The 13,133-nt window shown below is 38.9% G+C and carries 8 protein-coding genes; 7 read left to right on the plus strand and 1 reads right to left on the minus strand.

The genetic code is table 11. The features are described from left to right. Window positions 1–54: 54 nt before the first annotated feature. A complete protein-coding gene (gene secA / locus ABES02_RS10435) occupies window positions 55–2,568 on the minus strand; it encodes a preprotein translocase subunit SecA (RefSeq protein ID WP_430133914.1) in 2,514 nt (837 codons plus the stop codon). A 649-nt stretch (window positions 2,569–3,217) separates the two neighbouring features. On the opposite strand from secA, the gene ABES02_RS10440 reads away from it, so the two are divergent. The 7 genes from ABES02_RS10440 (at window position 3,218) to ABES02_RS10470 (ending at window position 13,000) form a co-directional block, all read left to right on the plus strand. Beyond that, complete coding sequence (locus ABES02_RS10440) at window positions 3,218–4,504, plus strand: cytochrome c3 family protein (RefSeq protein WP_430133917.1); 1,287 nt, start codon at window positions 3,218–3,220, stop codon at window positions 4,502–4,504. A 24-nt stretch (window positions 4,505–4,528) separates the two neighbouring features. Then, window positions 4,529–5,713, plus strand: a complete 1,185-nt coding sequence (locus tag ABES02_RS10445) for a NapC/NirT family cytochrome c (RefSeq protein ID WP_430133920.1) — start codon at window positions 4,529–4,531, stop codon at window positions 5,711–5,713. A 27-nt stretch (window positions 5,714–5,740) separates the two neighbouring features. Continuing rightward, window positions 5,741–6,448 carry a tetratricopeptide repeat protein gene (locus ABES02_RS10450; protein ID WP_430133923.1) on the plus strand — a complete coding sequence of 236 codons (708 nt, stop codon included), beginning with the start codon at window positions 5,741–5,743 and terminating at the stop codon, window positions 6,446–6,448. 16 nt (window positions 6,449–6,464) lie between these two features. Further along, window positions 6,465–7,430 (plus strand): 6-bladed beta-propeller, encoded by a 966-nt coding sequence (locus ABES02_RS10455; RefSeq protein ID WP_430133926.1) that lies wholly within the window; start codon window positions 6,465–6,467, stop codon window positions 7,428–7,430. A gap of 130 nt (window positions 7,431–7,560) precedes the next feature. Next, a complete protein-coding gene (locus tag ABES02_RS10460) occupies window positions 7,561–9,270 on the plus strand; it encodes a cytochrome c3 family protein (RefSeq protein ID WP_430133928.1) in 1,710 nt (569 codons plus the stop codon). A gap of 317 nt (window positions 9,271–9,587) precedes the next feature. After that, complete coding sequence (locus tag ABES02_RS10465) at window positions 9,588–11,573, plus strand: cytochrome c3 family protein (RefSeq protein ID WP_430133931.1); 1,986 nt, start codon at window positions 9,588–9,590, stop codon at window positions 11,571–11,573. 251 nt (window positions 11,574–11,824) lie between these two features. Beyond that, window positions 11,825–13,000, plus strand: coding sequence for a NapC/NirT family cytochrome c (locus tag ABES02_RS10470; RefSeq protein ID WP_430134909.1), 1,176 nt, complete (start codon window positions 11,825–11,827; stop codon window positions 12,998–13,000). Window positions 13,001–13,133 lie beyond the last annotated feature (133 nt).

Below are 13,133 nucleotides of genomic sequence, written 5' to 3' on the forward strand. Positions count from 1 at the left end.
ATCCACAAAAAGAGAGCCGGCGCATTAATCGCTGGCTCTTCATGTAGAATCTTATTATTTCCCCGCACCGTGACAGTTCTTATATTTTATACCACTTCCGCAGAAACATGGATCGTTACGACCGATGGTCATTTCGTTTACTTTCGGCTTTTTCTTAACTGCTTCGCCGTCTTCCTTTGGATTCACGGCTTGGCCTTTGGCTACTTCTTGGCGCTCAAGGTTGTTGCGAATCTCCGCCTTCATTATATACATTGCTGCTTCTTCTTCGATCGATTGAATCATCGTTTCAAACATTGCGAAGCCTTCATGCTGGTATTCTCGAAGCGGATCAATTTGACCGTATGCACGTAAGTGAATTCCTTGACGGAGTTGGTCCATTGCATCAATGTGATCAATCCATTTGGAATCTACTGCACGCAGTGTGACTACTTTTTCAAACTCGCGCATTTGCTCAGGGAAAAGAATTTGTTCTTTTTCATCGTAGCGCTCTTTCACTTTAGCATAAATAGCATCGACCATTTCGTCTGGGTCTTTTTCTTTTAAATCCTCTAATGTGATATCGCCTTCATGCAGCAGGTTGGCATGGACATAATCAACAATGCCTTGAAGATTCCATTCTTCTTCATCCTCATGAATAGATGCATGAGCATCGACCGAACGCTGAATCGTGCTTTGAATCATCTTATGAACAATGTCACGAAGGTTTTCAGATTCTAACACTTCGTCACGCTGAGTGTAAATAATTTCACGTTGCTGACGAAGAACATCGTCATATTGTAATAGCTGCTTACGGGCATCGAAGTTGTTGCCTTCGACACGTTTCTGGGCAGATTCTACGGCACGTGATACCATTTTACTTTGAATTGGCTGGGTATCGTCCATACCGAGACGTTCCATCATCGCCTTCATATTGTCAGAACCAAAGCGGCGCATCAATTCGTCTTCCATTGATAAGTAGAACTGCGTAATACCTGGATCTCCTTGACGGCCAGAACGTCCACGCAGCTGATTATCGATACGACGGCTTTCGTGACGCTCGGTACCAATAACGGCAAGTCCGCCAAGAGCAATAACCCCTTCGCCAAGTTTAATGTCTGTACCACGACCAGCCATGTTAGTGGCAATCGTAACCGCTCCACTATGACCGGCTTCCGCGATAATTTCAGCTTCACGCTCATGGTTTTTCGCGTTCAAAACATTGTGGCGAATGCCTTTTTTCAATAATAGCCTTGAAATCAGTTCAGAAGTTTCAATCGCAACCGTACCGACAAGAACAGGCTGTCCTTGTTTGTGGCGCTCGGCGATATCCTCGACAACGGCACGGAACTTGCCTTCCATGGAAGAATAAATTAAATCCGGACGGTCATCACGGGCAATTGGTTTATTAGTTGGGATGACGATAACGTTCATGTTATAAATGTTACGGAATTCTTCTTCTTCCGTTTTGGCCGTACCAGTCATACCAGCCAGTTTTTCATACATACGGAAGTAGTTTTGGAACGTAATTGTCGCCATTGTCATACTTTCGTTTTGGACTTCGAGACCTTCTTTTGCCTCAATTGCTTGGTGTAAACCTTCACTGTAACGACGGCCCTTCATTAAACGACCAGTGAACTGGTCAACGATAACAATTTCTCCATCCTGCACGACATAGTCCACATCAAGGTGCATACTCACATTTGCTTTTAGGGCCTGATTAATATGATGGTTTAAGGTAACGTGCGACATATCAAAGAGGTTTTCAATGCCGAATGCTTTTTCGGCTTTGCTGATTCCTTCTTCTGTCAGCATAACGCCCTTCGTTTTTTCATCATACGTAAAGTCTGTATCTTTAGTCAGCATGCGAACAAAGGCATTGGCTTGAATATATAGGACAGCTGATTTTTGCGCTGAGCCTGAGATAATTAATGGTGTACGAGCTTCGTCGATTAAAATCGAGTCAACCTCGTCAATGACGGCATAGAAAAGCGGCTTTTGAACCTTTTGCTCTTTATAAAGGACCATGTTGTCACGCAGGTAGTCGAATCCGAATTCGTTATTTGTACCATATGTGATATCACAAGCATAGGCAGCCTGTTTTTCATCTTTATCCATGCTGTTCAGGTTGAGACCCACTGTTAAGCCTAAAAATTGATAGAGCTGACCCATTTCGGACGCGTCACGGCTTGCCAAGTATTCATTGACCGTAACAACATGAACACCTTTACCTGAAAGTGCATTTAAATAAACTGGCATAGTCGCTGTTAATGTTTTACCTTCCCCGGTCTTCATCTCCGAAATGTTCCCTTCATGAAGGGAAATACCACCCATTAGCTGAACGTGGTATGGATATAGGCCAAGCACGCGGCGAGCACCTTCACGAACAACTGCAAAGGCTTCGACAAGCAGATCATCAAGGGATTCGCCGTTTTGATAACGGGCTTTGAATTCCTCTGTTTTTTCCCGAAGTTGATCATCGGTCAGCTTTTCTGTTTCAGCTGCTAGTGCGTCAATTTGCGTTGCGAGTTTATCCAAACGCTTGAGTTCGCGCTTGTTTAAATCAAAAACTTTATTTAAAATCCCCATCATGTGATGAACGCTCCTTTTTATCGAGACTCAAAAAACCATTTTTAAAGTAAATCATATCAAACTTTTTCGATAATTTCCCTTTTCATCTTACCATTTCCTCTATACAGTGACAACAATGTAGGTATAGAAGCAAATATTGTCAATCTACTATTATATACCTCGAAATTCAAGACTCCAAATTAGCCATTATAATTTGTTCGATTTTTCGTCATATATGGCAAACTGATGGCATTTTATGAGTGATTAAACGTTAACAATGTCAAAACATAAGAAAATAATAAAAAACATGTATAAACTAGATTCATTGTGTATTTTTATACGCAATAACACTATTTATATAGTGCTAAATATCCCTTTCAAAACAACATATTAACAGTGTTTTTAGAGATAAAAAGCAATTCGAACAGTATGAAAAAATATTCACAAATTGTACATTGGATTATACTTTCGCAATGTTAGATACTACCTTTAGAGAGGTTAATATGGAAAATAAATAGACAAATAATCCTAGATGGGAAGGGTGAGTAAAGTGGCCTTTTGGGGGAAAAAAAATAAAGAGACAGATCCCGAAACTAGAGAAGACAAAAAAAAGATTGGCCCTATACGCAAACTCTGGCAAAAGTTCAGAAGTATAGATTGGAAGAATCCGGTGAACAGGTGGAAATTATTATTCGTTTCACTGATCGGATGTATTGTTATTTTTGGAGGAGGATACGGTGTCCTATCCTTCACAAATTCACCTTCATTCTGTTCCAGCTGTCATGAAATGGCACCAGAGTATTCAACATTCACAGCCAGCGCACACAACCAGATTTCCTGTGTACAGTGCCATATAAAACCAGGATTCACCAATATGATCACGCACAAAATGAAATCAATGAAGGAAGTGTACTACCACGTAACGGGTGTACCGAAACAGATTGTACAACATGAAGAAGAAGCAGTTTCAAATGAAAACTGCTTACAATGTCACTCCAAGAACCGTCTAGTAACGGCATCAGGGGATTTAAAGGTTAACCATAAAGGTCATATTGAAAAAGATATTCCTTGTGTTACCTGTCACGCTGGTGTAGTACATGCCAAGATGGCAACTCGTGGCATCAACACCGAAGAAGTTCGCGGCAAGTGGAACAAAGCGAGTGCCGAAAAATTAATGGAAGAAAAATACTTAAGACCAAACATGGGAACCTGTATAGACTGCCATGACAAAGTTAACAACGGTGAAAAGCCTTGGAAAGAAACAGCTTACATCGTTCCGCCAAATCCAGAAGAAGTTGAGAAAAAGCTGGAAGAGCAACAAAAAGAAGCAACAAAAGGTACTTCAACCGAAGCGACAACAGAAGCAACAACCGAAACTACAGCTGAAGGCGGAAATACAGAAGCGGTTGTAGCGGACCATGAGAAAAAAACACAGGATATCATTTTACAAGCAATCGGCAAGCAACAAAAAGACGTGAAGATTTCAATGGAATGTGGAACCTGCCATAAGAAAGTCAAAGTTCCAAAAACACATAAAACAGCTGAATGGAATCAAAAACACGGAAGTACCGCCATTAACCAGTTAGATAAATGTGTGAACTGTCACCAGGATTCCAAATGGATCAGAGAAATTCCTAAAGAAGACATTATCTCACTACTTAAGATGAAAGAATCAAAAACCCAATATAAACCTAACATTACTGTCGTAAAGGACCAATCACGAATCAATAAATTCTGTAGCGCTTGTCACGGTAACCGTCCACCAGGACACCTGAAGAGCGACCAATGGCTGACTGCCCACGCTTCGAAAGCCCAAACAGCGGATCAAAAAGCAGAATGCTTCGTCTGTCACGATCGCACAAAGCCAATACCAGGCTCAACTACAACTAAAGCACCAACAGATGTATATTGTGAATACTGTCACAGAACTGGCTTTAAATCTGATGTAAAAGATTAATAATTTTATAGGAGGGACGCAAGTATGGAAGAAGAGCGAAATGAGCTGCCGCCCCCTCCCAAATTTCGCTTTAAGGGAAACAATATTCGTTATAAATTAATCAAAATAGCAACTCTAACAGTGTTGATTCTAGCCCTTTTCATCATAGTTGGTGGATTAGGCCTAAAAGCAACCTCAAGCTCCAAGGTTTGTGCATCCTGTCATGAGATGAAACCTGAGGTATATACGTGGAAAGCATCCACGCACAGCGAGGTGGATTGCACAAGCTGTCATACTGATGCAGTATATAAGGATTTAGCAAAAGATAAAGCTAAAGAGCTAGTTGAACAACTAAAAAAACAATCATCAGGCACTTCTGCTGCACCGATTCGAATGCCTAATGACGTTCCAGATAGTGCTTGTGAAAAATGCCATAACATGTCCACCCGTCAAGTAACACCATCAGGGGACATCATCATTCCCCATGATAAGCATATGACCAAGGGGGTTGAATGTGTCCAGTGCCACAGCGGTATCGCCCACGGCAAAGTGGCTGATAGGAAAATGACCTACTCTACTGATCTGGATAAATGGGATAGCAAGGTTGGTACAGCGGCAATGGCAGACATAAAATTCATCCGACCTGATATGGATACCTGTATAGAGTGTCACAAGGCAAGAAAAGTATCCACTGAATGTAAAACTTGCCATACAACCGGTATGGTACCAAAAAGTCATAAAAAAGCCGACTTTTCTACAAAAGCTCATGGGAAATTAGCAGCGAAAGATTTACAGAAGTGTAACCAGTGCCATAAAGATATGTCAGCTGTTCCAATAGAGGGATATGAAGATGTTCCAACTTTAACAAAATATCTTAATAAAGACAGCGAAACAAACCAAAAGAAAAAGAATCATTACGATTATGCCAAAGATAACACCTTCTGTAAGGATTGCCATAGCAAACGGCCAGCAAGCCACAGTAAGCGTTGGATGATGGACCATGGTAATCAAGCTAAAAAGGATAAACAAGAATGTTTTGCCTGTCATAATTATCAACAAGCCGGGGGAGTTAAAACAACAATGGTTGCATGTGGCTCCTGTCATCCTGCCATGCATAAGGGATTTGACAAGGAAAGGCATCCGGTACCATTATCAGCAAATCAAAAGGTTACCGATTTTTGTTATACCTGTCACGTAAAAAGAACATGTTCAGCCTGTCATATACAATAAGCAGACTGCTAGATTAGGAGGGTTCGTATGGAAGCTCAAGAACAACCACTCAACCAGGAAAAAGAGACACGTTCGAAACAAGAACCTGATAAAAAGAAGAAAAAGAAAAATGAAAAATTTAAATGGTGGCAAACACTTCTCCTTTTAGTGATGACATTGGTCATATCAGTAGGGGCTGGATATTATGTAAGCAGCAAGTACTTGTGGTCCAATTACGATAAGGATCAACTCAAACAGCAATTAGATGCTGCTCAAGCTGCGGTAGATAACAAGCCAAATGATCCAAAGTCCCATGTAAGTCTTGGTTATGCCTATTTTTTAAATGATGATAACGATAATGCAATTAAAGAATACAAAATAGCTCTAGATATAGATAAAAATTATTTCGATGCCTATTTTAACTTAGGCCTTGTTTATAACAAGGAAAACAGACTCAATGACTCTGTGAAAATGGCTCAAAAGGCAACAGAAATTTCTCCTAAGGATTACAAGGGATTCCTTTTAAAAGGAATGTCTTATCGTAAGCTTAAAATGTATAAAGAATCTATTGAATCACTAAATGAAGCAAACAAGTTAATGCCTGCAAATACTGATATTATTTATGAGATTGGTCGAGTTGCAGAAGACCAAGGTGACAAAAAGAATGCAGAACAAATTTACAAAGATGCACTAAATTATGACCCTATGTACAAACCAGCGTTAGAAGGACTCAAAAGAGTCGCCAAGAATAGCTAATAAGGGGTGAAAACCAATGAAGAAGAAAACTGTTTACATGTGGATGAGCGGAATTGTTATTTTAACCATTGCAGTGTTTACCGCCGTCTATTTCTTAAATATGGAATCTGTAGTGAAAAAGGCACCAAATATGGTTGATCCCAATTCTCCCCCAACCTTCAGCCAATTAATCTATGGTGACTTTGATAATTCATTAGATAAACCAATGGATGTCGCTAAAATTGGAGAGTTCTTATATGTCTCAGATACTAACAACAAACGAGTTCAAGTATTTGATACTTCTGGAACAGCAGTTTTTAAGTTTGGTAAAGAAGGCGAAGGAAAAGGTGAATTTAAATTCCCTTATGGGATTGCCGGCGATAAAGAAGGAAATGTCTATGTCGCAGACTTATACAATGGAAAAATCTCTATCCATGATCAAAAAGGAAAGTTTATTAAATACTTTGATGACAAAGCAAAATTGATAAAATCACCTGCAGGAATTCGTATCTTTGATGAAAAATTGTATGTCACTGATGTGCAGCAAAACAAGGTTTTTATCTATAAACTTTCTGGCGAAAAGGTACTAGAAATTAGCACTGGTGCAAACAAGGACGATAAATTCAAGGCTCCAAATGCGATAGCTTTTGATAAAAAGACTGGTGAACTCTTTATTTCAGATTCTGGTAATCAACGAATTTTAGCCTATGACTTAAAAGGAAAGTATATCAGGACTATTAACGGTTCAAAAGATGGAAAAGGGGCATCTGTTTTTGTTAACCCACGTGGAATTGGTGTTGATTCACGCGGCATTCTATACGTCGTAAATAATCTATCTCACACGATTTATGGATTCAATGAAAAAGGTGAACAAGTCTTTACTTTCGGTTCTATGGGTGATCAAAATGAACAGTTCTATCTTCCAAATGGTTTATACGTTGATGATAATGACCGGGTTTATATTACTGACACTTTAAACCAACGTGTTGCACTATACTATTAAACTATCATTCACTTTAAGGAGGTGATGCCTCAAATTAGCGCTAACGGATAATTTCATAGCTTCAAATTTTCAAAAACAAAAAGAGAGAGAAAAAGAGAGAAAAAGAGAGAAATTTTGGGAGGTTTTTGGAATGAGTAAGATTAAAGTAAGCTTTTCATTCCTGCTAACGTTGATGTTAGTAGCAATGTTTAGCATTGTAGCTTCTGCAGCAGGAAGTAATCCTGTAGTCACACCACCTGGCGATCCTGCAGATGTTAAAGCAGGAGTAGTTACAACTGATACTGCAAATGACAACAATTACAACACAGTTGACAAAAGCAACGCCAACAAAACTGGTACTGGTATAGGTACTAATGATGGTTCAACCTTCAACCAAGTTATCAAATCTGATGACATGGTGAAAAACCCTGACGGAACTCATGGAACACAACGTACACACGGTTCTTACATGAACAACACGAACTCTTGTGCTAGCTGTCACCAAACGCACACAGGCGCATCAAAGAACTTATTGTTCAAAGATGGCGAGTATGCTACATGTACATCTTGTCATGATGGTACATTAGGCTTCTATAACGTATTTTCTAGTAGTTCTACTACTACTACGTCAGGAGCAGGTACTTTTGGTGGAACACATGATGGAAACATGTCTGTCCACTTAGCAAACGGAACTGTTGATGTAAAAGCAGCTCCAGGTGGAAATAGCACTGGTACAGGTAACTGGGAAGCAGAATTCACTTGCGCAAGCTGTCACGCACCACACGGTTCTTACTCTGACCGATTATTACATCCAGACCCAAATGGTATGGGTAACCTAACTGCGGACAAAGGTGGTAAGAGATTAGAAAATCTTCCAGTTGTAACTGATATCTCTGCTAAAGTTCCTTCGGGAGACTATACTTATACAGATGCTACTGGAACAAAAACAATTAACTATGTCCTTTATAGATTTACATTAGATGCAACATCTCCTGCAAATCCTGACTATGCTGCTAAAAGTTTAGTTAATGGTGACACCGTACTTCAATTAATGAAATGGGATGGCACTAAGTATGTAATTGATACAGATCCATGGTTACATGGTTATGATTTTGATGCTGCTCACGTTAAACACTACTGGACAGCATTCCAAGATAGTACTGGAGCAGATAAATTCGATACTGACCAACTTAAAAAAGGTGAAATCTTAGGTAAAGGGTTCGCCGCAGTTCCTGCTGCAAAAACAACATTAGTTGCTACTGTTAATTCACTTGTAAAAGGTAATGTTGCTCGTGGTTATGTAGTAAAATTAGACGTTTCAGTTCCTAATGCAAACAACGTAACAACTACAACTGCATCTTCACTATGGGCAAGCAAATTAGCTAATGGGTCTGCTAACCCAGGTTATGTAGCAAACCGCGGCGTTGCAATGTCTACATTCTGTTCTGCTTGTCACACTGATTACCTTGCTAGTTCTGGTAAAGAAACTGGTACATTTGACCATGCATACCGTCACACTACAACATCTGATAGCTATACTTGTGTACGCTGTCACTATGCACATGGTACTGACGTAACTGTTATGCGGGATGCTCGTGGTTTAACTTATGATCAAATCAAGGCTGATACTACTAACTACTTCCCAACTGTAACAGATCCAACAGCACGTGAAGCATTAGTTAAAGATTATTTATTAGATAAGAACCCATCTTCTGCATTAAAACGTTACACTAACATGGCTGTATGTTGGGCTTGTCATACTTCTTCACACTCTGAAGGAACAAGAAACACTGACACTTATCAATATAACCCAACTCCTGGTATCGATACAGACCGTAACGGTGTTGAGTTCGACTATTAAAAAAAGCCATCAAATAGCCCTACTATTTGATAGCTCTGAACGGAATATGTAAGTTTAAGGATGACAGCTCACTTCGGTGGGCTGTTTTCTATTTTATTAAAACATTTGTTCACAAAATTGTCAATTTTTAGATTCACGAAATTGTCAATTTTTCTTCACAGTTCTGTTACCCTATTAATTTAACAATAAAAGTATAATAATAATGTAGATTATCAAAAAAATACATTTTAATAGTTAATAACATGAATATGAGTTCTATTGTCACCTTAGAATATTAATCATCACAAATACGTCAAAGCAAAAAGGAATGACCCATTATGATTTCGCAAATCAGAAAGCAGCAATTATATATTATATTATTGCTACTTATATTTGTCTTCTCCATCACCCATCCCTCAATAGTAGTTGCGGAGGAAACTGTGCCAGCTGCAGATCCATTACCGGCAGAAAATCCGATATCTGATCCAACATCAACATCGACAGAAAATCAAGCACCACAACCAGCGCAAACGGACAACCCGGTACCAGAACCTGTACCGGATACTAGTGCCCCTTCTATAACGGTAACGAGCATTGGTTTAGGCAGTAACGGTGTGTTAGTAAAGGGATTTGTTTCAGATAATCAGGCAATAGATCAGCCAGTTACAATGAAAGTAATTTATCCTGACGGGCGAGAGGATGCCCTGAATCCTGTTTCAGGGGCATGGTCATTTACAACAAGTGTTACAGAAAAACTAAACAAAGTAAAAATCCGTGCCACCGATGCTTCAAATAATACAGCGGAAATTTTGGCTCAGCGTCCGTATATTAAATCGATTACGATGAATGTTTATAAGTACAAACAAAAAGTTTATACGACGGATGGGACATTTACTGAAGAAGATAATACTGCCAATATTGATATCATGAGACTTGATGACATCACCAGAGTCTCCTTAAATCAAACTATTGTTATTGAACTAAGTGATTCAATTTCACATAACATCGTTAACCCATTTGTTGTATATGATACACAACAGAATCCAGCACCAATCAGTAACTTTAAGTTTGATTCTCCCGATAATAAAATTGAATTTACATTAAATAACCTAAGACCTGGGGAGACCTACTACTTAAAGTTTAACTCAAGTTTGATTTCAACAGGACTGCCAAATGAATCAACGCTTTTAGATGATAATGGAAAGAATTTTTATCCTATTATTAAAAAATTTACAACTGTAACGGATGTTGTTAAAACCAATCCAATAAATGGCTATACGATGGTGGGAATGGGGAATTTGAGAAATCAGCCGCATGGTTACTATAATAATAACGTTAATAACTGCAATATTTGTCATAATACCCATGTAGGTACAAATAATAAACTTGAAGCTAAGGATGTGGCAGATAAATATTGTATGGCCTGTCATGATGGTACATCAGCTAAAATGGAATTGTCTGACAGTGATATGAAGTCATCCCATGAACCAGAGTCGAATGCAGAACATCAAACAAAATCCGGGTCATGTACATCTTGCCATAATCCGCATTTATCTTGGAGCGAGGATAATCCAAACCTATTAAAAGATCACTATATGTATCAGCATAATACCGATGATCAATGGGAAGGGAATCCTGTAGGGGAGATTGACAGTAGCATCCAGCTTTGTGAAGCCTGTCATGGAAGGTATACGTATTCCTATAAGGAGAGGGCGGAACAAGCGGGAGCATATAAGACCCTTCACTATAGAAAAGTAAATAATGCAGTGGGGGAGATATCCTCTACTGAGAAAGAAATAGACGGAGTTAAAACACAAATATCAAAGGTTGAAGACTACAATTTATGTTTTAACTGCCATAATAGTGAAAAACAGCAACAAACCAATAACGTTACAAAAGATATTTTAAGTTACTATATAAATCCTAATTCCAAGCATTTTATCAGTGCTCTTGATGGAAACCCGTTAAATGGACAGATGCCTTGCTCCGAGTGTCATGATACTCATGGTTCAAAAAACATTTTATTATTGAAAGATAAACTTGGTCATGAAAATCAGCAGTCATTTACATTAACAAAAATTGAAGATTGGACCGACCAAAAGAAGCGGGAGTTCTGCTTAGCCTGCCACAATGGGGGGACATCGATTTACGGATTAAAAGGAAAAGCAATTTTTGATGAAAACGGCGATCCACTTAACATGACTGATCCAAGGGCAAAATCTGGTCATGCCCGTGCTAGTTCTGAAGCTTGCTCGGCCTGCCACAGTACAAACAATTCCTTTATCGAGGCAGCGCATTCGCCCACCACAATTAAAACACCGTAAAAAGCGAGAGGGACTCCCTCTCGTTTTTTAGTGCAAAAAAAGTATCCCAAAATCCAACCTGTGGGATACCCTGTAATATCTTAAATTATCTTATGGATTTTGGTTATTTACATACCTTTTACAATTCTAATGGAACCCTTAGTAATAGCATCCCATTCACTGCCCGTATCCGATTTTCCCCGTTGATTATCATAAACGTTCTTTCCTGTTGAATTGTCCGAGATGACGATCTTGGTTTACTATATGGATCGATACAATATACCTCAACACCATCCTTCTGTTCTAGTTGTCATGAAATGGCACCAGAACATGTTACTTTTAAGGCGAGTGCTCATAATCAAATAAAATGTATACAATGTCATATTAAACCTGGTTCTAAAAATGTAGTCAAAAATAAAGTCGAGTTACTGAAAAATGTTTATTCTCATATTGTCAGGCAACCTGACCATATAGTTACTTCCGTTGCTGTGTCTAATGAGAACTGTGAGCAGTGTCACTCGAGAAATCGTTTAGTCACTGCAACTGGGGATTTAATTGTCAATCATAAAGGACATGTTGAAGAAGGAATTCCTTGTATCATCTGTCACAGAGGTGTGGCTCATGCGAAAATTGTTGAGCGGGGAATCAATGATTCATACACTTATGTTTACTGGAAGAAGGAAAATGCTAAAAAGTTGATGGGTGAAAAATATATTAAACCGAATATGGGCACCTGTATTGACTGTCACGACCAAGTCAACCAAGGCAAACAGCCGTGGAAGGAAATCGCTTATAGCCTGCCAATAAATAATCATGAGAATCAGGAAGAGAAAGAAGATGGCGTGAACTTAAAGGAAACTGCAGAAATGAAGGCAGGCACATGGGAAAGGGAATTACCCGAAATTAAGCAAAAGACTGTTCTCGAAGCGATTGGCAAACAGCAAACCGATGTAAAGATTTCAATGGAATGCTTTACTTGCCATCAAAAAATCAAAGCACCTAAAAATCATGATATTCAAACTTGGACTCAGCGCCATGGTGATTTCGCTGTAAAAGAATTAGATAAATGTCTCCATTGTCATCAGGATTCATTATGGATTAAAGAACTTGAAAAACAAGATATAAAATCATTATTAACGGAAACCAAAAAGAAAGTAATCTATAAACAAGACTTAATTACCGTTAGAAAAGAATCTCGCAGCAATTATTTCTGCAGCACCTGTCATGCTTATAGCCCGGCAAATCACCAGGATCGCCAAACGTGGTTATATTTTGCTCATCGGCAGAATTCCGGATCACCGGAAGAAAGAAGAAGCTGTTTTGTCTGCCATGATAATGAAAAGCCTGACGATAAGGGAGGAAATGCTCCTTCAGATGTATACTGTGAGTTCTGCCATAAAGGTGATTTCAAAGGTGAACCGAGTTTGTCCTATCCTCAAGGAACTTAATTTTTTGATAAGTAGGGTTATTAGTGGATAATCAAATAAAACATTATATAATTGAGAGTTTAACAGTTGCATACTAAGTAAAAGACCAAAATATAGTACAAAAAGCCCTCGAAAACTCCGAATGGAGTCTTCG

It is taken from the genome of Neobacillus pocheonensis (assembly GCF_050477905.1).
In the GTDB taxonomy this organism is placed as follows: Bacteria; Bacillota; Bacilli; order Bacillales; family Cytobacillaceae; genus Neobacillus; species Neobacillus pocheonensis_A.